The sequence below is a fragment of the Oxalobacter vibrioformis genome (assembly GCF_027118995.1).
GTDB lineage: Bacteria > Pseudomonadota > Gammaproteobacteria > Burkholderiales > Burkholderiaceae_D > Oxalobacter > Oxalobacter vibrioformis.
This window is the reverse complement of record NZ_CP098242.1, coordinates 2,135,332-2,158,486: the sequence shown is the minus strand read 5'-3', so window position 1 is coordinate 2,158,486 and position 23,155 is coordinate 2,135,332. Positions and strand designations below refer to the sequence as shown.

General features: G+C 52.7%; 20 protein-coding genes and 3 pseudogenes. 3 read left to right on the top strand and 20 right to left on the bottom strand.

Annotated elements, in window-relative coordinates:
* Nucleotides 1-60 precede the first annotated feature (60 nt).
* Nucleotides 61-261, bottom strand: a complete 201-nt coding sequence (locus tag NB640_RS10585) for a hypothetical protein (RefSeq protein WP_269308667.1) — start codon at nucleotides 259-261, stop codon at nucleotides 61-63.
* 139 nt (nucleotides 262-400) lie between these two features.
* Between NB640_RS10585 and aspT the strand changes: the two genes are divergently transcribed.
* Nucleotides 401-2,137, top strand: a complete 1,737-nt coding sequence (aspT, locus tag NB640_RS10580; protein ID WP_269308666.1) for an aspartate-alanine antiporter — start codon at nucleotides 401-403, stop codon at nucleotides 2,135-2,137.
* Nucleotides 2,138-2,156: 19 nt separating this feature from the next.
* Here the strand turns inward: aspT and NB640_RS10575 are convergent, their stop codons facing one another.
* Nucleotides 2,157-2,666, bottom strand: coding sequence for a GNAT family N-acetyltransferase (locus tag NB640_RS10575; RefSeq protein WP_269308665.1), 510 nt, complete (start codon nucleotides 2,664-2,666; stop codon nucleotides 2,157-2,159).
* Between the two features lie 779 nt (nucleotides 2,667-3,445).
* Here NB640_RS10575 and NB640_RS10570 point away from each other — a divergent pair.
* Nucleotides 3,446-3,835 (top strand): rhodanese-like domain-containing protein, encoded by a 390-nt coding sequence (locus NB640_RS10570; protein ID WP_269308664.1) that lies wholly within the window; start codon nucleotides 3,446-3,448, stop codon nucleotides 3,833-3,835.
* Between the two features lie 220 nt (nucleotides 3,836-4,055).
* Here NB640_RS10570 and clpB read toward each other — a convergent pair whose 3' ends face one another.
* Together clpB and crcB are read right to left on the bottom strand one after the other, a co-directional pair.
* Nucleotides 4,056-6,656, bottom strand: coding sequence for an ATP-dependent chaperone ClpB (gene clpB, locus NB640_RS10565; RefSeq protein ID WP_269308663.1), 2,601 nt, complete (start codon nucleotides 6,654-6,656; stop codon nucleotides 4,056-4,058).
* A 124-nt stretch (nucleotides 6,657-6,780) separates the two neighbouring features.
* Nucleotides 6,781-7,113, bottom strand: coding sequence for a fluoride efflux transporter CrcB (gene crcB, locus NB640_RS10560; RefSeq protein WP_269310452.1), 333 nt, complete (start codon nucleotides 7,111-7,113; stop codon nucleotides 6,781-6,783).
* Nucleotides 7,114-7,200: 87 nt separating this feature from the next.
* On the opposite strand from crcB, the pseudogene NB640_RS10555 reads away from it, so the two are divergent.
* Nucleotides 7,201-8,242, top strand: a pseudogene (locus NB640_RS10555) (IS481 family transposase).
* A 124-nt stretch (nucleotides 8,243-8,366) separates the two neighbouring features.
* Here NB640_RS10555 and NB640_RS10550 read toward each other — a convergent pair.
* The 16 genes and pseudogenes from NB640_RS10550 to NB640_RS10475 form a co-directional block, all read right to left on the bottom strand.
* Nucleotides 8,367-8,831, bottom strand: a complete 465-nt coding sequence (locus tag NB640_RS10550; RefSeq protein WP_269308662.1) for a molybdenum cofactor biosynthesis protein MoaE — start codon at nucleotides 8,829-8,831, stop codon at nucleotides 8,367-8,369.
* Nucleotides 8,832-9,130: 299 nt separating this feature from the next.
* A complete protein-coding gene (locus tag NB640_RS10545) occupies nucleotides 9,131-10,423 on the bottom strand; it encodes a DUF3300 domain-containing protein (protein WP_269308661.1) in 1,293 nt (430 codons plus the stop codon).
* Between the two features lie 519 nt (nucleotides 10,424-10,942).
* Nucleotides 10,943-11,248, bottom strand: coding sequence for a VanW family protein (locus NB640_RS10540; protein WP_269308660.1), 306 nt, complete (start codon nucleotides 11,246-11,248; stop codon nucleotides 10,943-10,945).
* Nucleotides 11,249-11,464: 216 nt separating this feature from the next.
* On the bottom strand, nucleotides 11,465-12,370 hold the full coding sequence (gene nadC, locus NB640_RS10535) for a carboxylating nicotinate-nucleotide diphosphorylase (protein WP_269308659.1): 906 nt from the start codon (nucleotides 12,368-12,370) through the stop codon (nucleotides 11,465-11,467).
* The gene (gene nadA, locus NB640_RS10530) at nucleotides 12,367-13,524 is read right to left on the bottom strand and encodes a quinolinate synthase NadA (protein ID WP_269308658.1); all 1,158 of its coding nucleotides are present in this window, start codon (nucleotides 13,522-13,524) and stop codon (nucleotides 12,367-12,369) included. The genes nadC and nadA overlap by 4 nt, the downstream gene beginning before the upstream one ends.
* A gap of 243 nt (nucleotides 13,525-13,767) precedes the next feature.
* On the bottom strand, nucleotides 13,768-15,366 hold the full coding sequence (locus NB640_RS10525; protein WP_269308657.1) for an ABC-F family ATPase: 1,599 nt from the start codon (nucleotides 15,364-15,366) through the stop codon (nucleotides 13,768-13,770).
* A gap of 160 nt (nucleotides 15,367-15,526) precedes the next feature.
* Nucleotides 15,527-15,742, bottom strand: a pseudogene (locus NB640_RS10520) (IS3 family transposase); the annotation flags it as partial.
* 11 nt (nucleotides 15,743-15,753) lie between these two features.
* Entirely contained in the window at nucleotides 15,754-16,680 is a 927-nt protein-coding gene (gene ldcA / locus NB640_RS10515; RefSeq protein ID WP_269308656.1) for a muramoyltetrapeptide carboxypeptidase, read from the bottom strand.
* Nucleotides 16,681-16,742: 62 nt separating this feature from the next.
* On the bottom strand, nucleotides 16,743-17,264 hold the full coding sequence (gene tadA, locus NB640_RS10510; RefSeq protein WP_408637929.1) for a tRNA adenosine(34) deaminase TadA: 522 nt from the start codon (nucleotides 17,262-17,264) through the stop codon (nucleotides 16,743-16,745).
* The gene (queD, locus tag NB640_RS10505; protein WP_269308655.1) at nucleotides 17,230-17,682 is read right to left on the bottom strand and encodes a 6-carboxytetrahydropterin synthase QueD; all 453 of its coding nucleotides are present in this window, start codon (nucleotides 17,680-17,682) and stop codon (nucleotides 17,230-17,232) included. Before queD ends, tadA begins: the two co-directional genes overlap by 35 nt.
* Before the next feature lie 23 nt (nucleotides 17,683-17,705).
* A pseudogene (gene queE / locus NB640_RS10500) lies at nucleotides 17,706-18,340 on the bottom strand (7-carboxy-7-deazaguanine synthase).
* Between the two features lie 105 nt (nucleotides 18,341-18,445).
* Nucleotides 18,446-18,997: an EAL domain-containing protein gene (locus tag NB640_RS10495; RefSeq protein WP_269308654.1), complete on the bottom strand. Its 552-nt coding sequence runs from the start codon at nucleotides 18,995-18,997 to the stop codon at nucleotides 18,446-18,448.
* The gene (locus NB640_RS10490) at nucleotides 18,925-19,218 is read right to left on the bottom strand and encodes an EAL domain-containing protein (RefSeq protein ID WP_269308653.1); all 294 of its coding nucleotides are present in this window, start codon (nucleotides 19,216-19,218) and stop codon (nucleotides 18,925-18,927) included. The genes NB640_RS10495 and NB640_RS10490 overlap by 73 nt, the downstream gene beginning before the upstream one ends.
* A gap of 518 nt (nucleotides 19,219-19,736) precedes the next feature.
* Nucleotides 19,737-20,546 (bottom strand): tetratricopeptide repeat protein, encoded by an 810-nt coding sequence (locus tag NB640_RS10485; RefSeq protein WP_269308652.1) that lies wholly within the window; start codon nucleotides 20,544-20,546, stop codon nucleotides 19,737-19,739.
* On the bottom strand, nucleotides 20,543-21,754 hold the full coding sequence (locus NB640_RS10480) for a tetratricopeptide repeat protein (RefSeq protein ID WP_269308651.1): 1,212 nt from the start codon (nucleotides 21,752-21,754) through the stop codon (nucleotides 20,543-20,545). The genes NB640_RS10485 and NB640_RS10480 overlap by 4 nt, the downstream gene beginning before the upstream one ends.
* 117 nt (nucleotides 21,755-21,871) lie before the next feature.
* Entirely contained in the window at nucleotides 21,872-23,107 is a 1,236-nt protein-coding gene (locus NB640_RS10475; RefSeq protein ID WP_269308650.1) for an MFS transporter, read from the bottom strand.
* Nucleotides 23,108-23,155: the final 48 nt, after the last annotated feature.

The window sequence follows — 23,155 nt, the reverse complement described above, 5'->3', positions numbered from 1 at the left end:
CGCTCCGTCAGGTTGGGGCGTATTGACACTAAATTGACGTTCGCGAAAAATCGTTTTGTTTCAAAGGGCAAGGCGCAGCGGAAAATCTGGACGCAGGTGGTGTAAACCACCATCAAGTTCATATTTTTCGATGCAACGCAGCGATTTGGGACAAAATGGTTTTGCAGCAGACTGTTTAGTGTCAATACGCCCTAAAAGATTAATGGGAACATCTTCCTGCCATATCGCCATCTGCTCATAAAGGAAAACAGCATGAATCACACGGTTGTCTTATGCTGGCAAAACCGGTTCTTGTATTTTCCCTGCACGGCAGTCACAGGATTTGACATTGCTCTACAACAGCAAAAAAATGTTTCCGATAATGGCTCATCCATCTTAAACACTCCCAAGGAGTCTGTCCATGAGTGATGCAATTACCGCGTTCCTGCAGTTTGCCTGGCATTACCTTGGTTTGCCTGGCTCGTGGCTGGGACACGAACCGGAAATAGCGGTCTTTCTTTCCATCGGCATCGGCTTTTACATTGGCTCCCGGAAAATCGGCCCCATCCAGCTTGGCGGTGTATGCGGGACCCTCATGATAGCGCTGGTTTTAGGCCAGTCAGGTATTGTGGTTCCGCCTGAAGTCAAAAACGTTTTTTTCGCCCTTTTTATCTTTGCCCTGGGTTATGCCGGTGGCCCCCAGTTTTTTGGCAGCCTGAATGCAAAGGGATTGCGCCTGGGCCTATTCAGCGTCATTGAAGTCAGCGTTGTCCTTCTGATCGCCTGGCTTTCCATGCGGATATTTTCACTGGATGGGGGCACCACGGCAGGACTGGTTGCCGGGGCAGCGACAGAATCGGCCGTCATCGGCACAGCGTCAGACGCCATTTCCAGGCTGCCGTTTACCCCTGAATATATCCGGACACTGCAGGCCAATGTGGTCACGGCATACTCGGTTACCTATATCTTCGGCCTCATTACCATCGTGCTGTTTACCAGCCAGATTATCCCCCTTATCCTGCGCAAAAATGTACAGGAAGAAGCGGACAAGCTCTGGAAATCGCTGGGAAGCAACAATCTTGCAGACACCCCCGAAGCTGGAGATGCCCTGCCGGAAATGATCGGCAGAAGCTTTATTGTTACCGCAGGCGCCAAAAAGGAGGTAGGACATATCAACCGTCTCCTGGGGGAAAGCGCGTTTATCGAATCCCTCTATCGCCGCAAAAAACCGGTTGAAGTGACAGACAGTACCGTTTTGCGATCAGGTGATGCCGTACTGGTATTTGGTCAAAGAGAGGCTGTCATGCTGGCAGGCACGGTACTGGGAGAGGAATGCGGTAAGCCCGGTGCGCTTAACATGGCACTGGATACCGAAAAATATATTGTTTCAAGAAAAGGCGCCGCTGGCCTGACACTCGGGGAACTGGCGAACCGGGTCCGGGAAGAAGAGTTGACCCGGCATGTTCATCTGGTTTCAGTCATGCGAAACACGCATGCCATGCCACTGGTTCCCCAGCTCACCCTGCAGGCCGGTGATCAACTGCAATTGCTTGGTTCGCCGGAAACCATCCGCCAGGCCGGGCGTTTCATTGGCGATCCGCTTGTCAGTAATAAAAAAACCAACTTCGTCTATATCGGACTCGGTCTTATCCTGGGCATTCTGATCGGCCAGATCAGTATTCCTTTCAAGGGCATCGATCTTTCTTTGGGAACAGGTGGTGGCGCATTGCTCACCGGCCTGGTATTCGGATGGTTCCAGACCCGGTCCCCCCGCATATCAGCGACACCACCCGCCTCGCTTGAGTTGATGAAAGATATCGGCCTTGCGGCTTTTGTCGCCTGCATCGGCCTGTCAGCCGGGAAACAGGCTTTTCTGCTCGTCAGGCAATACGGCCCTATTTTGCCGCTCGCCGGGGTTTCCATTGCGCTGACTCCCGCCATCATCTCTTTTCTGGTGGGGCACTTCCTGCTGAAACTGGAATTACCTGTTCTTCTGGGCGGAATAGCAGGCCAGCAATGCAGCACACCCGCATTAAGCGCTGTTCAGGCAGCAGCAGGCAATACAACCCCGCTGATGGGTTATACCATCACGTATGCCATATCCAATGTGCTATTGCCGCTACTGGGGCCAATCATTGTTGGAATCGCTTTTTCCTGATCGGCAACCGGCAGGAAAATCAGATGATCGTAATCGTGCCATCAATACCGTCAAGCACACCGGGAACCAGCGCTTTGGCCATGATGTACTGATCCGGTATCTCGCTGTTATGCCGGATGCCGTAGCTTGCAACCGGGTGAAATCCGAAACGGGAGTAATAATCCGGGTCGCCCACCAGAAAAATCGAGGTAAATCCCATCGCTTTTGCCCTGCGCATACCTTCTTCAATCAGGGCAGAGCCGATTCCCCTGTCACGCTGTTCCAGCGCAACGGCCACCGGTGCCAGAAGAAGCGCCTCAAAACGTTTGCCAGGTACAGAAAGATAGGTCCTGGTGAACATGATATGACCGATGATCTTTCCATCCGCTTCTGCCACCAGTGCCAGATCCGGAATGTAGTTGACCCCTTCCCGCAGCACATTCACAAAATCGGGTTCCGTACCATCTGAGACTTTTGCTGTTGCGAAAGCCGTTTGCACAAAATCGTACAGATAAGGAAATTCTTCCGGTTTTTCCGGCCTGATGCGCATGATTTTTCTCTTTTTGTCCAAACACAATTGCTGTCTGACGGCATTCTATCAGAGGCCCGCCCTGCTGGATTATTTTACTTTCGGCAGGGAAAATCCGCATCATGTACGATCTTTATCGCATGGTCCTGTTTCGCCTGTGATTATCATAATCACACCCTTGAGTCAGGATACCAACCCGGATTACCTTCAGTTAAGGGAACTCATCATGAAAGTCGTGTTCTGACCGGCGACCGTGACAATGAATTTTCAAACCCGGCAAAAGAGAGCACGTCCTTCCTCATAAAATAAAACCGCTGCCTGCTGATGCCGGAAAATTGTTTTCGCATATTCCATTCACCGCTGACTTTGCCTGGGCGGGTGTATCCGGCAATACGAAAGACAGACTGGGCTATATAGGAAAAGTACCGGGAATGCGCAATTACCATGCGATTTTAGGGGGCGGTGAAAATAGCCTTGTTTTCAAAATGATAGGGACCCGCATTATCCTGAACGAGTTAATGGGACAGAAAAACCCTGTTCATCCCCTTTTGTATTTGAACGGTAGGCAGCTTAAAAATACACGTAAATGTGTTGACATTTAACCAACATTTTATTATCGTGACATGCAGCTTTTAAAATCAGCAGATCATAATGAAAAACCTGTTTTGTGCAAAACCCGGAAAACTCTGCGCAATTTGTATTAACCCTGATACCCAATTGACCTGCACACTTTCCTGATCCTGTGTGCAAAAACCAAGGAGCAAAATATGCATAGGGCAATTAAAGCAAGAAATGCTTTCATGACCGCTTTGTTGGCCATTGCTGTTGTTTTCACTTTCTCGGGCAATGCTTTCGCACAGCAAAAGGACATCGGCCGTCTGACCCCGACTGAAGCGCTGGAATACATGAAAAAAACACCCAATGTGTTTATTGTGGATGTATCCCCGCCGGAAAAATTTCAGGCCGAGCACTTCACCGGTTCCGTAAATATCCCAATGAACGAGCTGTTATCGCGCATGAATGAGATCCCCAAGGATCGCCCGGTGCTTATTCACTGCCGTCTTGGCAGAACCTGTGTGAAAGCCTATCCGCTGGTCAAGAAAATGCGCCCTGATATTCCGGAAGTCTCTTATATCGACGGAGTGCCTCTCTTTACCGAATACAACAACTGGGTAAAGACCCAAAAGTAATCCACGCCATACAGATCACTTTTTACACAAAGCAAAAAACCCTGTCTTGAACTGCACCCCAGAAGCTGGACATAGTCTGACGAAAAGGAGGTGCAGTTCAAGGCAGGGTTTTTTATGGCTCTTGTCAGCACCACCGGACAGGGAGTGAATCACCACTGTGCAAACGCCGGCATGTCAGGCCATGCCGCACGCTTGCAGAGCAGCTTCGGAGAGTTCCTGTTTAAGCGCCGGTTTTCTTGTCAAACACCAGCTCCCCATTCTTTTCATCAATCACAATGGTATCTTTCGGCCCATATTTGCCTTCCAGGATCAGTTTGGAAACCGGGTTTTCAATCTGGTGCTGGATAGCCCGTTTGAGCGGACGCGCACCATAAAGCGGATCAAAACCGGCCTCTGCAATCTTCTGGAGGGCTTTTTCGGAAATTTCAAGTGACATTTCCATGCTTTCCAGACGTTTTTCGAGAATAGCCAACTGGATCTTCGCAATCGAGCCGATATTCTTTTCATCCAGGCCATGGAAAACGATCGTCTCATCAATACGGTTGATGAATTCCGGCCTGAAGTGGCGCCGTACCTCATCCATGACGGCCACCTTGACCAGGCCGGATTCCACACCTTCTGCTTCCATGTCCTGGATAAGGTGCGATCCCAGATTGGATGTCATGACAATCACGGTATTCTTGAAATCCACCGTCCTGCCCTGCCCGTCGGTCATCCGGCCATCATCCAGCACCTGCAAAAGGACATTGAAAACATCCGGATGGGCTTTTTCAATCTCATCTAAAAGGATGACACTGTATGGCTTGCGGCGGACGGCCTCGGTCAGATAGCCGCCTTCTTCATAGCCCACGTATCCCGGCGGCGCGCCAATCAGCCTTGCGACAGAATGCTTTTCCATGAATTCACTCATGTCGATCCGAACCATGGATTCATCCGTGTCAAACAGGAAACTGGCCAGCGATTTGCACAGTTCGGTTTTACCCACGCCCGTTGGCCCCAGGAACATGAAAGAGCCATAGGGGCGATCCGGATCACCCAGGCCCGCGCGGGAACGGCGGATCGCATCAGAAACCGCGACAATCGCCTCGTCCTGGCCGACAACCCGCTTGTGCAGTTCATCTTCCATGTGCAGCAGCTTTTCACGCTCACCCTGCATCATCTTGGAGACAGGGATACCGGTAGCACGGGAAACCACCTCGGCAATTTCTTCCGCCTCCACCTGGGTACGAAGCAGCTTCGGATGCTCTGTTTCCAGTGTGCTTTCCTTTTTATTCTGCTCATCCAGCGCTTTTTCCAGCTCGGGCATTTTGCCGTACATCAGTTCTGACATTTTCTGGAAGTCACCCATGCGTTTGGCTTCGTCCATCTCCTGCCGTACTTTTTCGATTTCCTCCTTGATGTGCTTGGCGCCTTCCACACCGGCTTTTTCCGCTTTCAGCACTTCATCATAGTCCGCATATTCCCGCTCAAGCTTTTCGATTTCTTCCTCGATCAGGCCCAGGCGTTTCTGGGAGGCTTCATCTTTTTCTTTCTTGACCGCCTCGCGTTCAATCTTGAGCTGGATGATCCGGCGATCAAGCTTGTCCATTACTTCCGGCTTGGAGTCAATCTCCATCTTGATACGGGATGCCGCTTCGTCAATCAGGTCAATCGCCTTGTCCGGCAGGAAACGGTCCGTAATATAGCGGTGTGAAAGTTCGGCAGCCGCAATAATGGCCGGGTCAGTAATTTCCACACCGTGGTGCACCTCATATTTTTCCTGCAAACCACGCAAGATGGCGATGGTATCTTCAACAGAAGGCTCATCCACCATGATTTTCTGGAAACGGCGCTCCAGTGCGGCATCCTTTTCCACGTATTTGCGGTATTCATCCAGCGTGGTTGCACCCACACAATGCAGCTCGCCCCGTGCCAGTGCCGGTTTGAGCATATTGCCCGCATCCATTGAGCCTTCGGTCTTGCCGGCACCCACCATGGTATGGATCTCGTCAATAAAGACGATGGTCTGCCCTTCATCTTCCGCCAGTTCATTCAATACGGCCTTGAGACGTTCCTCAAATTCACCACGGTACTTGGCGCCTGCTAAAAGGGCTGCCATATCCAAAACCAGCACGCGTTTGCCTTTCAGGCTTTCCGGCACTTCGTTGTTGACGATACGCTGGGCCAGCCCTTCGACAATCGCGGTTTTACCCACACCCGGTTCGCCGATCAGGACAGGATTGTTCTTGCTGCGGCGCTGGAGCACCTGGATGGCACGGCGGATTTCGTCATCACGGCCGATCACCGGGTCCAGTTTGCCCATGCGGGCACGCTCGGTCAGGTCCAGGGTGAATTTTTTCAGGGCTTCACGCTGGTCTTCCGCATTGGCAGCGTTGACCGGCCCGCTGCCGCGCACCGCCTTGATGGCGGCTTCCAGCGAAGAGCGATCCAGCCCGTTTTCCCGTGCGATTCGTCCGGCATCTGATTTGTCTTCCAGAAGGCCAAGCAACACCATTTCACTGGCAATAAACTGGTCACCCCGTTTCTGGGCTTCCTTGTCTGACAGATTAAGTAACGCCAGCAATTCCCGTCCTACCTGCACATCCCCGCCGGTACCCGATACTTTCGGGAGGCGGTCAAGAGCGCTTTTCAGCCCCGAGTCCAGCGCATTGACGTTCACACCGGCTCTTTGTAACAGTGATCTGGCGCTGCCGTCATTCTGCTGCAAAAGCGCCATGGTCAAATGCACGGGATTGATATACTGGTTGTCGTTTCCAACCGCCAGGCTGTGTGCGTCTCCAATGGCTTCCTGCAGTTTTGTTGTCAATTTGTCTTGACGCATTGCATTCTCCAAATGATTAATTCCGATTCTTTGTAAATGGGTGCAACAACTTCAATTTCAAGACATTTTCGGCTTTTTTGTCAGCGAAAATATCAAATAATGGCTAAAGGCAGGTCAATAAAGCTCAGGAAGACGCAAAGAGCCTGAAACAGGCAAAACCGGCAATGCAGAAAAGGATGGAGCCCAGCAGATGCAAAAGGACATGTCCGAGCATCCAGAGATATTCACCCCGCTGTAACAGCATGACCGACTCGGCAGAAAAAGTGGAAAAAGTGGTCAACCCGCCTAAAAAACCGGTGATAACAAAAAGACGCCACTCAGGGCTTAAGACAGTGGAATGATTGAAAAAAGCGACGGAAAGACCGACCAGGTAACCCCCAAGCAGGTTGGCCAAGAGGGTACCAAGCGGCAAATGGGCATGAATGTGGTTCATCAGCTGAAGTAGTTTGAATCTAATCTGACAGTTATCTCTTGCAAAGGAGAGAGTTACCGGTTTTGATATGGGTGTCGAATCCGTAAACAAAACCTTAAGGAGGTAACTCTCATGTTACATACTACCAATCCGATCATCAAACACAAAGTCGGGCTGCTTAATCTGGCATCCGAGCTCAATAACGTATCGAAAGCCTGCAAAGTCATGGGCGTATCACGTGATACCTTTTATCGCTATCACGAGCAAGTAGGACAAGGGGGTATTGATGCCCTGATAAACCAGAGCAGACGTGTTCCCAATCTCAAGAACCGGACAGAAGAAGCCACAGAAAAAGCTGTTGTTCAATATGCCATCGACTACCCGGCCCACGGTCAGGTCCGCACCAGTAATGAGCTGAGAAAGCTCGGCATTTTTATATCTGGCAGCGGTGTTCGATCTGTCTGGCTGCGCCATGACCTGGAGAACTTCAAAAAACGCCTGAAAGCACTGGAAGCCAAGGTAGCCAGCGAAGGTATTATTCTCACGGAAGAACAGGTTGCCGCTCTTGAGAAGAAAAAGCAGGATGACATCGTTCATGGCGAGATAGAAACCGCCCATCCGGGTTATCTGGGTTCTCAGGACACCTTCTATGTCGGTACCCTGAAAGGAGTAGGCCGGATATATCAACAAACGTATGTTGATACCTATAGCCGTGTTGCTCACTGTAAGTTGTATACCAGCAAGACACCCATTACCGCAGCAGATTTGCTCAACGACAGGGTGCTGCCGTTTCACGCATCCCAGGATGTACCGGTATTACGCATCCTTACGGATAGGGGAACAGAGTTCTGTGGCCGCGTTGAGAACCATGATTATCAGCTTTATCTGGCAATCAATGACATCGATCACACGAAAACGAAAGTCAGGTCACCCCAGACAAACGGTATCTGTGAGCGCTTTCACAAGACTGTTTTACAGGAGTTTTACCAGGTGGCATTCCGGAAAAAACTGTACTACGATCTGGATTCACTGCAATCCGATCTGGACAACTGGCTTCATTATTACAATAATGAACGAACCCATCAGGGAAAAAATGTGCTGTGGCAGAACGCCCATGCAGACCTTTCTTGATGGATTGAATGTCTGGAAGGAGAAAAATCTGATCCAGATGTAATCTGACAGATACCCAAACAAAACCGGCTTCTGTCAGATCAGGTCTAAACTACTACACATCAGCACACCCAGCCCCCATCTGAGCCAGGCGCCAATCGCCGCACCAGCGCCAACCGCCAGCCAGCTCATTCCACGTCCTCCTTTTGCCACCGTTTTGCCGCGCTGGTATCGGCTGCTTTGGCATCCACCCAGCGCGAACCGACAGCCGTTGTTTCTTTTTTCCAGAAAGGCGCACGGGTTTTCAGGCAATCCATCATGAATTCACACGCTGAAAAAGCATCCGCACGATGTGAAGCCGCCACAGCAACCAGAACAATCTGCGCCATGGGTTCCAGCTTTCCGACACGATGGATAATCCGGGCAGCCAGGACAGGCCATCGTTCTTTCGCCTCCTCGACTATCTGCTGAAGCGATTTTTCCGTCATCCCCGGATAATGTTCCAGTTCCATCATCGAAACCGTTTCACCGTCACTTAGGTCCCGCACGGTGCCGACAAAGCTCACCACAGCACCTATACTGGCGTTGCCGTCACGAAGACGGGCCAGTTCCACAGAAACATCAAAATCCCCGGTTTGAACACTGACAGACATGATGCCAATTACAGGTCAAAAAGAGAAGCATACCCGCAAACGTTCGCTTCTGCCAGATTCACCCGGCAAAACGCCGGACAGGGATAAAAGGAATCGGTGATTAACGTGTTTTGTAAGATGAAGTGCAAGGCGCACGGAGCACAGCAAGCGCGGCATATCTCGCGATAGACAAGCTTGCGAGCACCGAAGAGCGCAGCAACTCGCTCACAAAACACGTTAATCACCGATTCCAAAAAAATCCTCCGGGGGCATAATAAGCCCTGCCGGAGGATCAACCACGAGGAGAGAAATTTTTTACCCTATCGGCGAGCGCCTCCTTTGTGCCCGCCGCCCTGGGAAAACCAGCCGCCCGGACGTAGTCCTGCCTGGCGGGAAACATTTGCCGGTGGCGTCATGGCCGGGCGTGATGATGCACGGGCCATGCCCCCTGACTGATGTGTCCCAGCTGGCTGGCGAACGGCGGATTGTGAACCCCGTGACATGCGGGTATGCACCGCACTGACGTCCTGATGTGTTGCCGACGGATGGTTGTATCCCATGCTGCGGGACGGGTGCCCTGTCGTGGCAGAACGATTATGTGCCTGTCGATAGGCCGCAGCCATCCCGGGGCGCTGTCCCGGACGGCTGGTGATGGTGGATGGCCTGTTCAGGCCAGGCCTGATATATCCTGGTCGAACATGGCCTGAGCTGGCATCTCCGGGCCTTACACCTGGCCGCGCCTGATTATGGCCGTTTTGCCCCGGCCGGTTGCCCGGTCTGGCATGGTTCTGGCCCGGATGCGGTTTGACACCCGGCCTGACATGGCCGGGAGCGGTATATTTGGGCGGCGGGTTCCAGTGCACATGGCGGCGACGCCAGTCCATACGGCCATGGAAACGGGTATAGCTGAACCAGATACCGCTTCCCCACATAAAGCTGCTTGAGTAATAACCCGGATACCAGGCATACCCCCGCCAGGGGGACCAGTAATAAGGCGCATAGCCTGGCCACGCCCAGGAACCGTAAACAATGGCCGGATTGTAGTAAGGCACATAAATCACCTCGCGGGATACCGGCTCAATCGCAATATTGTTGCTGGTCCTGATGACATTCATCCGTTCATCCGATTTGAGATTGCCTGCCGCACGTGCCTGGCGGCGAAGATGCTGAACACGCTCCATCATGTCTTCACGCTGGGCAGTGAAGGCATTCCCCAGCTTCACCGCCCATTCCATATTGGAGGACATCGTGAAAAGCACATCGGGAAAAGCCAGGAGGGCCATCACACTGGCATGCCAGCCGAAACTCTCTGCCGCCTCAACTGCCGTGTCACCACTCAAGTCCGGATTCGCGTCAAGCCATCTGCCCGCCTCCACGACTTCTGCCGGATGTGATGACGCCATCAGCACCTGCAGCAGCAGCCCGTCGGGATACAGCGCAACAGGCGCCAGCATCTGATCCAGCTCGGCAGTTGTATAGCCTTTTTTCAGGGATGCCGTACTGATTGTTTCTGCATCGGCGGACACCACAGCAAAAAAGCAAAGAAACCCGGCAGATACGCTTGCCTGAAACCATCGTCTCAAGGGGACTTTCTTCCTGTGGGCGTTTCCCATATCAGCCTCTCTCGCCAGCAAACCGCATCAGCATGAAAGCGGTTTTTCGATAAGGCTATTATTTCGGATTCAGCCAACGCAAATTCTTTTTTTAACAAATTATTACATCTGCAATGATTCGTCATATTCTGCGTCGGGAACGCAGAAAACCCGGCAGGCAAAGCGAAAAAAGGGAATGTGAAGTCAGTCCTGAAAGGATGTCAGCGCACTGGCATCCGCCTCGGTAAATTCTGCCGGCACATACATCACCCGCGCAAAATTTTTCGTCAGCAGTTCTTCTGATGAGTCTTTGGAAGAGCGGTTTTCACGCCAGATTTCATTCTTGCGGTAAAAAGTCTAACCAATCTTCAGGAACTGGTGTTCCCGCTCAAAGACACGATAGTCATAATCCGGCGCGGCATCGGTATACAGTTCACCATGCAGGAATTTATCAGACAGCGAGATACGCAGCTGGAAAGTCTGTTTCGTTCTGTTGATGAACGGGTAGTCACGATAATTGAAAAAGATGGTAGCGCCTGTTCAGAAGGGAACCACCCGGCCATCATCCGGAAAGGGGTCAAAAGAATGCCGGTGGCGCTCTGTCACAGTCAGCGGGCTATGAAGAACCAGCCAGTGAATCAGATTGGCAATCTGGCAGATACCGCCGCCAATTCCGGTTGTCGGCTCGCCAAATGACAGTTCCATACCGGGCAGATACCCTTTTGCCGCTGTTGGCCGTCCGACCAGCCGGCAATAGAAAAAAACCCCACCCGGACGGATCACAATGCCGTCAAGATGCTTTACCGCCAGCCTCAGGTTTGTCACCTTGTTGATCTGGAGTTGCATTTCGCTTTTGCCAAGCTGGCGAAGCAGCACAGACTGATGTTCGCGAATACGATGCGGCAGGGTTTCCTTTACGAGCCGGGAGGCATACTTCCTGCCATCGGAAATTCATCGGACATAACGCCTGATCCGCTTTTCCCAGACAGAAATAAAATAGAAAGCGGGATGACGCTGGCTGAGCAGCTTCTTCTGTGGCTTCATATCCAGTCGGCCGACAGGCTACTTTCCGGGAACAATGCGCAGAGAATAATCCGTTGCCCTGACACTCTTGGTCAATTCGCCCACCGAAATACGATCCACGCCGGTTTCCGCAATCAGGCGCACATTTGCCGTATTCACACCCCCGGAAGCTTCCAGAACAGCCCGCTCGCTGTCTTTCTCTGCCGGTGTTTTCCTTTCCGCCGTGCGTTTGACCGCCTTTTTCATCATCTCAACCCCGAAATTATCCAGGAGGATGGATTTGGCACCGGCCGCCAGCGCTTCTTCCAGCTGCTGAAGGTTTTCCACCTCAATCTGTACCGGCACACGGCTGTTTTCGGCGCGGGCAGCGTCAATAGCCTGACGGATGCCGCCTGCCGCAGCGATATGGTTTTCCTTGATCAGGATGGCGTCATACAACCCCATGCGCTGGTTTTCTCCGCCACCCACGCGCACGGCATATTTCTGTGCCAGTCTGAGCCCCGGAAGGGTCTTTCTCGTGTCATAAATCCTGGAACGCGTGCCGGAAATCAGGCGGGTATATTCCCGTGTCAGTGTCGCCACACCCGAGAGCAACTGCAGGAAATTGAGTGCGGGGCGTTCCGCTGTCAGAAGCGAACGCACCGGTGCATGGATGAGGCAAACCTCCGTATACGCCGGCATCAGATCACCTTCGGCAAAGTGCCATTCCGTACTGATACGACTGTCGATTTTCTCCATCAGTGCATCAAACCAGGGCGCGCCGCATAATACCGCCTCTTCACGCACCACCACATGTGCCTTGACAATACGGCTTTCCGGCAAAAGCGATGCGGTCAGGTCGCCTGACCCGACGTCTTCTTCCAGCGCCGCATCAATACTGGCGGCCATGGCTCTTTCCAGTTCCATATCAAGTGGCGCAAACGGATTTTTCAGATTGCTGCTCATGCCGGACCTACTCCAGAAAATAATTGTCCTTCAGCCGAAAGATCGCCTTTGGGCTGTACTCTTGCCTTGTGCCTGGCCGCAAAATCCAGCATTCGCTCAATACTGGTCACCGCCTTTTCCCTGATCGCCGGATCGACGTGGATTTCATTTTTTTCCGTCTCGATGACCTCCAGCAAATTGGAGAGGTAATTCATCGCCATCCAGGGACAATGCGCGCAGCTCTTGCAGGTGGCGCTGTTACCCGCTGTAGGCGCCTCAATCAGGACTTTGCCGGGGGCTGCCTGCTGCATCTTGTGGAAAATACCCTTGTCTGTGGCCACAATAAATTCCGGCGCGTCCATATTCACGGCAGCGGCAATAATCTGGGATGTCGATCCCACCACATCGGCCAGTGCCACGACGGCAGCAGGCGACTCGGGGTGAACCAGCACTTTGGCCTCTGGATGTTTTTCCATGAGCATTTCCAGTTCAGCCCCCTTGAATTCATCATGCACCAGGCAGGACCCCTGCCAGAGCAGCATATCAGCGCCTGTCTGCTGCTGGATATAACTGCCCAGATGCCGGTCTGGCCCCCAGATGATTTTTTTACCCTGAGCGTGAAGATGCGCAACGATTTCCAGTCCGATGGATGATGTCACCATCCAGTCGGCCCGCGCCTTCACCGCCGCACTGGTATTGGCATATACTACGACCGTCCTGTCCGGATGCGCATCACAAAAGGCTGTAAACTCCTCGACCGGGCATCCCAGATCAAGCGAACAGTTGGCATCCAGGTCCGGCATGAAAATCCGCTTTTCCGGGCTCAGCATCTTGGCTGTCTCCCCCATAAAGCGCACACCGGCAACAAACAGGGTCTTTGCAGGGTGGTCCCGTCCGAAACGGGCCATCTCCAGTGAGTCGGCAACGCATCCGCCCGTTTCCTCAGCCAGATCCTGGATATCAGGGTCCACATAGTAATGGGCAACCAGCACCGCCTCTTTTTCCTTGAGAAGGCGACGGATTTTTTCTTTCATCTCCGCTTTTTCCGACTGTGTCGGTTCGGGCGGAACACGCGCCCACGCACAGGCAATGCTGACTGCGCCACTTTCGCGTTGCGGAAGATCATACTCGACTTCCTTGATATATTCAGCGTCTGTCGGGTTAAGCATATTCATCACAGGCAAAAGTCATTCACGGTTTTACTATCGCATATCCGGCCATTGTTTGCAGCAAATAATCGCAAAGGAAACGCTGATTACATGATTTTGGGAGATGAAGTGCAAGGCGCACGGCGCGCAGCAACCAGGACATACCTTCAGACAGGCGACGGTTGCGAGCACCGCGTAACGCAGCAATTCGCTCTCAAAACCTTTTAATCAGCGGTTCCCAAAGAAACCGGCATCACAAGGTTTACGCAACTATTCAATCCCCTGGCTGGCCAGATACTCTTCATAGGTGCCTTTAAAGTCAATCACCTGCCCGTCTTTCACCTCAAGAATGCGGGTAGCTAAAGACGAAACAAATTCACGGTCATGCGAAACAAAAATCAATGTGCCAGCATATCGATCCAGTGCGATGTTCAATGATTCGATGGATTCCATATCCATGTGGTTGGTCGGCTCATCAAGCAGCATCACGTTGTGGCGCCCCAGCATCAGTTTGCCATACATCATTCTACCCTTTTCACCGCCTGAGAGCACCTTCACCGGCTTTCTCACCTCATCACCACTGAAAAGCAGCCGGCCTAAAATGGAACGGACAGCCTGGTCGTCATCTCCTTCTTTTGTCCATCGCCCCATCCACTCGGTAAGATTCAACCCGCTTTCAAATTCATCTGACGGGTCCTGCGGCATATAGCCGATATCAGCATGCTCAGCCCACTTGACAGTACCACTGTGGGCGGCCATATCACATACCGTACTGCCGATAGCGCGCAGCAACGTCGTTTTACCGGCACCATTGGCACCGATGATGGCGACTTTTTCTCCCGCTTCAATCATGATGTTGAAATTCGTGAAAATGGCCCGGTCATAGGCATGGGACAGGCCTTGTGCCTCAACAGCCAGACGATGCAGCTTCCTGCTGCCGTCAAAGCGGATATAGGGATGTGAACGGCTGGATGGCACCACATCTTCCACCTTGATCTTTTCAATCTGGCGGGCACGTGATGTTGCCTGTCTGGCTTTGGATTTGTTGGCAGAAAAACGCCTGACAAATTCCTGCAGTTCGGCTATGCGCTCCTTCGCCTTGGTATTGGCCGCCTGGATCTGGGCCTGTGCCTGGGCAGACGCCATCATATAGTCGTCATAATTGCCCGGATAGACTTTCAGCGTGCCGTAATCCATATCGGCAATATGCGTGCATACCTGGTTTAAGAAGTGACGGTCATGCGAAATAATGATCATGGTTGAGTCACGCTCATTCAGCGTATTTTCCAGCCAGCGGATCGTGTGAATATCAAGATTGTTGGTTGGCTCGTCTAAAAGCAGGATGTCAGGATTGGAAAAAAGCGCCTGTGCCAGAAGAACACGCAGCTTCCACCCCGGCGCTACCGCACTCATGGTGCCTTCATGCAAATCAATCCCGATACCGACACCCATCAGCAACTCACCGGCACGCGCCTCTGCGGTATAGCCATCATATTCGGCAAACTTCGCTTCAAGATCCGCCGCCTTCATATAATCCTCATCGGTTGCATCCGGATTGGCATAGATCGCATCGCGTTCTTCTTTAGCCTGCCACATTTCGGTATGCCCCATCATCACGACATCCAGAACGCGCATTTCCTCATAGGCAAACTGATCCTGGCGCAACTTGCCCAGCCGTTCATTGGAATCCAGCATTACCGTCCCGGACGAAGGTTCCAGATCCCCGCCGAGAATACGCATGAAGGTGGATTTTCCACTGCCATTTGCCCCGATCAGGCCATAGCGGTTCCCCTCTCCAAATTTCATGGAAATATTTTCAAAAAGCGGCTTGGCGCCAAACTGCATCGTAATATTGGCTGTAGACAGCACCGTACTCCTCCAATGGGTAAAACATAAAACCGCCCATTGTATCAAAGCCCCCGAAGCATTTCATCCGTATATAGAGAAAAAAGCAGTAAAATCCGGCATGTACTGACCGGTTTGTATGAAAAGAGGGAAAAGAAAAAGTCGGCATCCATGAAGTGAACGCTTAATATCGGATATTTCCTGCGGTTATTGAAATGGCCTGAGTACGGTATTGCATCGGACTCAGGCCGTTTAAATTCAGTTTTATCCGTTCATTGTTGCAGTAATGGATATACGCATTTATTGCGGATTTCAGTTGTTGTATATCAGTAAAATCCGAAGAGCAGCAGCCTTCAGATTTCAGTATGCCAAAGAAACTTTCCATTACTGCATTAACCAGAAAAAAGCTTCCTATCGCTGTTTCAGACTTTCCAGCGTAGGATAGGCCGCCACTTTCAGCCTGACGGTTCCGCTGTCGGAAACAAGACGGCTGTAGGCGCCGACAGGCAATGTCACCTTGTCACGAATATGTCCGAAAGGTAATCCCGTAACAAGAGGAACCGGGATATGGGAACGAATCCAGTCCAGCATGGATTCAAAGTCATACCCGTTATCATATTCTGTCACGGAATACCCGGAAAAATCCCCGAAAACCAGTGCCTGCTGAGTCGCAATAATACCGGCGTGATAAAGATGCAGAAGCATCCGCTCAATACGGTATGGATGCTCATTGATATCTTCAATAAAAAGAATGCCGTCTTCAACTCTTGGCATCCACCGGGTGCCAAGCAGCTGTGTAATCATGGTCAGATTACCGCCCCAGAGTGTCCCGACCACATCCACTTCGGGATTTTCCTCGGCTTTCCACTCGACAGCATAGTCCGGACCATTCAGGCAATTCCAGAAATGGCTGAGGGTAAATTCACTCTTGTCGTCACGCGTGAAATCATTACAGATCATGGGGCCGGCAAAACTGATCGCATTGGTTTTTCTCAGAAAAGCCAGCTGAAATGCCGTGAAATCACTGTGTCCCACAAAAAGCTTACCACTGGACGCATACATATCAAAATCCAGGTGCGGCAACAGGCGTGACATGCCATACCCGCCTCTCAGGGCAATAACGACATCCACATCCGGGTTGAAAGCCGCTGCCTGTATCTGGCTCAACCGGGCGATATCATTACCGCCAAACCGCTGGGAGCGCTCGGCATGCTGGTAATAATTGTAAACACGGCAATTCTGCGCCTCCAGCTCCGCGATAGCGCGCTCAACAGCATCATTGTCCGGGGCATACCCTCCCGGCGCAACAATGGCAATACCTGTCGTGTTTTTACGCATAAACCTGTTTTTGAACCTGAAACAATATTTCCTGAAATTATATTGCCAAGGGGATTTTGGCCTTACCCGGAAAGCGAAGGTGTTTTGGCTTCTTTTCTTCGCATGGCAAAAAACGCCTTCAGCAACTGTGCACAATCCGACGCTAAAATGCCACCGGTTACCGTGGCATGATGATTAAGCGTTTTTTCTTCAAAAAGATTAATCACACTGCCGGCCGCACCGGTTTTTGGATCATGTGCCCCGAAAATCACACGCCGGATTCTGGCATGAATCATCGCCCCGATACACATGGCACAGGGTTCAAGCGTAACATACAGATCACATGCCGGCAGACGGTAATTACCCAGCACCTGTCCGGCTTCCCTGAGCGCCATGATTTCCGCATGGGCCGTCGGATCATGGCCGGAAACAGGCTGGTTGTGCCCTCTTGCGACGACCTTGCCATCCTTCACAATCACCGCCCCAACCGGCACCTCACCGATTGCGCCCGCTTTCTCTGCCTCAAGAAGGGCCAGCCGCATGAAATCCTGGTCGCTACCCATTGAGAGACTACAGCGAAGATGAGGTGACTTCCGCCCAGGCATTGGGCGTCTCATACAGTTTGATACTCTGTAATGTCAGGCCGGAATCATAATGTGTCTCATAGACGTCCTTGAGCGTATCAAACGCAATCTGCGCAAGATTCTCAACTGTCGGTATCCGGTCGACAACAACGGTTTTGTGGCCGGGCAGACTGTCTAAAAACTGGCGCACCGCCGTATCGTGCTCATACACCAGAAAGGCATGATCCCAATGGGAAACCAGGTGGGTTTCGGCGAGCTTTTTCACATCGGAAAAATCCAGCAGCATCCCTTCTGAAGAGGAACCCTTCTTTTCCTGCACTTTGCCTGTCAGTGTGATATGCATGACATAACGATGGCCGTGCACATTACGGCACTCGCTCCGATGATTCGGAATCCGGTGCCCGGCGTCGAATTCGAGTTTTCGTGTAATCGTCAGCATATCTTGTTCTATTCTCCCTTCCTTTATGGAATCTGCAAATATTTATGTGTCTGCAGACTCAGCTTCCAGCGGGGATGCTTAAGGCATGTCTCAACCGCCAGTGCCGTATTTTTATCCCGCTCAACCCCATCCATCGGCTGGAGATAAAAATGATCAAATGCCAGATGCTCATAGTCTGCCAGATTTTGGCCGTTTTGCGGTATGACCAGCTTCAATTCATTCCCGAAGTCCTGAACCAGCGGTACACCTGCCTTGGGGCTCACACATATCCAGTTAACGCCAGCGGGTGCTGCTATCGTGCCATTTGTCTCAATGGCCACCTCGAACCCGCGCGCGTGCATGGCATTGATCAGGGCTTTATCCAGCTGCAAAAGCGGCTCCCCCCTGTGAAAACCACATACTTTGCCGGTACAGTCGGGTCCGGCCACAACGCCGCTATACGGTCAGCCAGCATACCGCTGCCGGTATACTTCCCGCCGTTTTCCCCATCCGTTCCGACAAATTCCGTATCACAGAAGCGACAGGCGGCCGTCGGGCGGTCCTCATCACGCCCGGACCAGAGATTGCATCCCGAAAAACGGCAGAACACAGCAGGACGGCCACTTTGGGCACCCTCGCCTTGCAGGGTATAGAAAATTTCCCGAACACTGTACGTCAAGCTGGCCTTCCGCAGGTTGTTGATTGATTCCGGTTCCCATTGTCTCACCTCTTGCGGATTTCGTCATTTTTTCAGGCGAATGACGGAAAAAGGAAAAAGAGGTTATCAGGGCAAGGACGACCGGCTTATCCGGTCCGGCGGATAGGGGAGAAATTTTTCACATTCTTCGGCGCTCAATGCTTCTGACACCCTGAAACCCTGCACATAATCACAGCCCATCGACATGAGGACATCAAGCTGATCCTGGCATTCCACCCCTTCTGCAATAACCTGCATACCCAGCTTGTGCGCCATGACCGTCATCGCTTCGCACAGTGTCCTGTCATCCTTGTTATGAACAATATTGCGGGTGAAGCTCCGGTCAATCTTCACATAATCAATATCCAGGCGGGTCAGATAGAAAAGGGAAGAATAACCGGTTCCAAAATCATCCAGAGCAACCGAAATGCCCGCATCGCGAAACTTCAACAGCTGATGGACAATACTGTCGTTGACGTCCAGGAGCAGCCCCTCGGTGATTTCAATAATAATGGCCTCAGGAGAAAGCCCGAGACCATTCAGGTAATCAATCCAGGCATTGATATTTATCCCTTCTTTTTGAACTGAACCGGGGAAATATTCAGCCCCATCCTGAAGTCCAGTATGAATGTCCGCCACTTCCTGACCTGCCTGGCCGCCTGGAGGAAGACCCAGTCGCTGAACTCCTGGATAATGCCCGTCTCTTCTGACAGTGGGATAAATTCAGCAGGATCGATCACACCCCGTGCAGGATGATGCCATCGGATAAGCGTCTCGGCATGGTCTATCCTGCCTGAAATCAGGTTGAGTATCAGCTGGTAAACCACCTCAAACTGGTTTTTATCCAACGCGCAGCGCATATCACTGATCAGCCAAAGTCGTATAGTTCATATGTAATGCGGCGCACGATGAGCGCTCGGCAAGAACGGGCATCCTCTTTTTTGCTGGAGCAATGGCTTCGTGCGCTTCGCAACAGGCTCAGCACACGCTACGATTCCTCGCTATGCCCGACTTTTCAAGGCAGCTTCGCTGCCATACTGTCTGCAACGCAGAGGCATCTCACACCACGTAGTGGTGTCACTTCTCTTCTATAGTCCGCGATTGCACCGTAGCCGGGACAGGGAGGAGCGACTGGAGCTTCGCAGACGGCTGTTTGAGCGTAGCGAGTTCCGGCTGCCGTCCCTGTCACGACGAGCTGTCACGGGTACCCCGCCTTTGGCGGGGCAAGGGGTTGCGGTGCCTTTTTTGGTTAGCTTTTTGTGGCAAGAAAAAGTAACCTGCCGTGGGTCAGCCACCCACCTTATGAACCCATCTCGAGGTGCATCTCATCGCAGAGAACCCAACAAGCGAAGGGTAAAAAATACGCTTCGCCGTCGCGCTATGGCCGCCCCTGCTGCGGTTGCGCAGCCTCCTCCTTCGCTGCCCTTGCTGCTTCCCTCTCCGCCTCGTCTGCGGCACGTGCGGCCGCATCCATTTCCTCTTCCTGCTTTCTCATGGTTTCCAGGCGGGCCAGTGCATCCTCATTGCCCATGGTGGCAGCCTTCCGGTACCACAAAAGCGCTGCCGCCATGCTGGGTCTTACCCCCTTGCCTTCCTCGTACAACGTGCCCACACGGTACGTGGCAGGAGAATACCCCTTGCCGGATGCCCACATGTAAAGCGTGCGAGCCTGGTAATAGCTCTGCTTCACACCACCATCACCAAACTCGTACAAAAGCCCCAGCGCATACTGCGCCTCGGGTACGCCCTGCCTGGAAGCCTTCAGGTAATAGTCCAGCGCCGCTGCCGGGTCCTTTGCCACGCCCCAGCCTGTCTGAAGACTCGAAGCCATCTCATGTTCAGCCGGGCCATACCCCTGATCGGCCGATTTCTTGCACCAGACATATGCCTCGCCGGCATCCGGCGCTTTCATGCCCTGCCCGCGCTTGAACATCAGGCAAAGCTGGTATTGCGCCTCCTGGCGGCCCTCGGAAGCGGCCTTGTGGATATGCGACAGCGCTTCCTCATAATGCCCTTCCTTGTAGAGTTTCATGCCCGACGCATAGTCATCCACATACTGTCCCTGTGATTGTGACTGGGCAAAAGCACCTGCCATCGCAAGGGGGAAAAGGACTGCTGCAAGCAAAACACCCCTGATACCCATCCTGCTGCTTTTAGACTGGTCTTTACCGGATAGCTGTTGCCTCATTGACTCCCATCTCCTTCGCGTTGTTTTTCATTTGCCGGGACGGCATTGCTGCTTTTTTCATCACCGGATACCGCCTGCGGCACTGCACCCAGGCGAGCTTCAAGCTGGCCAGCCTTCACCTGTGCCTGCCGCATGCCTGCCTCGGCAGCCATCCCGTACCATTTTAGCGCGGCTTTGGCATCAGGAGCCACCCCCCGGCCTGCTTCGTAAAAAGTGCCCACCATGAAAAGCGCGCGGTCCAGTCCTTTTTCCGCCGCCTTTTTGTACCAGATGAGCGCCTTTTCATCACTTGCTTCGGCCAGCTGGCCCTTTTCATACATGGTCCCGACAAGATACATTGCCTGCGCGTCTCCCTGATCAGCCGCCTTCGTATACCAGTGCATGGCTTTGGCAACATCCTGCTCGAGACCCATCCCGCGCGCATAACATTTTCCGAGTGAGGTCTGCGCAGCGGCATAGCCCTGGTTTGCCGCCTTTTCATACCATCGGGCTGCCTCGGTAAAATCCTGCCGCACCCCATTGCCGTATTCCAGCATCAGGCCATAGTTGAACTGCGCCTCCTTATCCCCTCCCTCACCAGCAAGATGAAAGTAACGTGCCGCATGGGGAGCGCTCTGCGGCACCCCTCTCCCGGTAAGATACATCGTCCCCAGGTTGAATTGCGCCTGCGGTTCACCCTGCCTGGCAGACAGCTCTAAAAGCCGCCCGGCTTTGGCCAGGTCCTGCTTCACCAGGCTGCCATCGTAATACAGGTTACCCAGGTTAAGCTGGGCATAGGCGTTGCCCTGCCTTGCGGCGGCCTCAAGCCAGAAAACCGCTTTTTCCCCATCCTGCCCCGCTCCCCTGCCATCACGAAGCATCAGCCCCAGGTTATTCTGGGCTGGCGCATATCCCTGCTTTGCTGCCAGCATATACCAGCCCAGCGCCGTCTCTTCATCCTTTGTGATCCCTTCCCCGATCTCATACGCTCGAGCGAGGGCATGCTGTGCAGCAGCGTGCCCCCTTACCGCAGCTTTCTGGTACCAGCTCACCGCTGCAAACGCATCCGGTATGCTTCCTTCCCCGCTGGCAAGCCTGACGCCCAGCCGGTACATCGCATCTGCATCACCTGCGCTGGCCTTTTCCTCCAGTCTCACATCAGCAATCGTCTTTTCCGCTTTATCCTGCCCCCACGCGCCCGCAGAACACACAAAAAAGAAAAAAGGCATAATTAACGCGTTTTTCAGCATTTTATAAATAATTAACAAGAATTAACCGAACTTAACAACGCAAAAAGGGCAGCCTGTTGCCAGGCTGCCCTATTGTATCGCAGCATCAGGCCGCGATCACTCAGGGAGACGGGATTTTTCCTGCGAAGGCAAAAAGATGGTCAGGATGCCCAAAAGTGGCAGGAAAGCACAAAGCCGATAAACGGTGACAATCCCTTCAAGGTCAGCCATCCAGCCGAGAAAGACCGCCGCAATACCGCCAATGCCAAACATCAGTCCGAAAAAGCCGCCGGCGATCAGGCCCGGATTGCCCGGGATAAGCTCCTGCGCATAAACAATGATGGCAGAAAAGGCCGAGGCGAGAATAAAACCGGTCACTACGGTAAGCACCGCCGTCCAGAAAAGATCGGCATAAGGCAGAATCAGGGCAAAGGGTGCCGCGCCAAGGATAGAAAACCAGATCACCGCCTTTCGCCCCAAACGGTCGCCAATCGGCCCGCCCAGGAAAGTACCTGCCGCCACTGCGCCCAGGAAGAGGAAAAGATAAATCTGTGATGCCCCTATCGACACCTGGAAGCGCTCCATCATGTAAAACGTCAGGAAATTATGCAGGCTGGCCATGTAAACATACTTGGAAAAAACCAGCATGCCCAGTACGCCCAGCGCCAGAAGAATCTGTTGTCTGGAATGCACAGGTGTCAACGCCTGCCCCCCGCGCTTCCAGAAAAGCCCGCTCTGCTGGCTATACCAGCGGCTGACATAATGCAAAAGGACAATGGCAACCACCGCCGGCAGCGCAAACCACACCACATGCGTCTGCCCGAAAGGAATCACGACAGCAGCAGCCAAAAGCGGTCCTAGTGCGCTCCCCGCATTGCCTCCCACCTGGAAAGTCGATTGGGCCAGCCCGAAGCGCCCGGGGGACGACATCAGCGCCACGCGTGAACCTTCCGGATGAAAAGTGGATGAGCCGATGCCGATCAGGGTCGATGCCACCAGGATCAGCGGAAAAGTCTGCGCATAAGCCAACAGGACAACACCAGCCAGAATGGACACCATGCCTGCAGGCAACAGCCATGGCTGCGGGCGCCTGTCAGAATACCAGCCGATCAGAGGCTGCAAAAGCGAAGCCGATACCTGGTAAACCAGCGTAATAATACCGATCTCAAAAAAACTCAAATGATAGTTTACCTTGAGCATCGGATAAATTGCGGGCAGCACAGCCTGGATCAGGTCATTGATGAGATGCCCCATCGTCACCGCCACCAGCACGGGAAGCACCATGCCATGCGCGGTACGTGTTATTCCTGCCCCGGCTGAGGTTGCTTTGTGAGTTGGATTATTGGTTCCCATGGAAAATCGTGCATCATGTTCTTAAAGCTGTATTATACATCTGATATA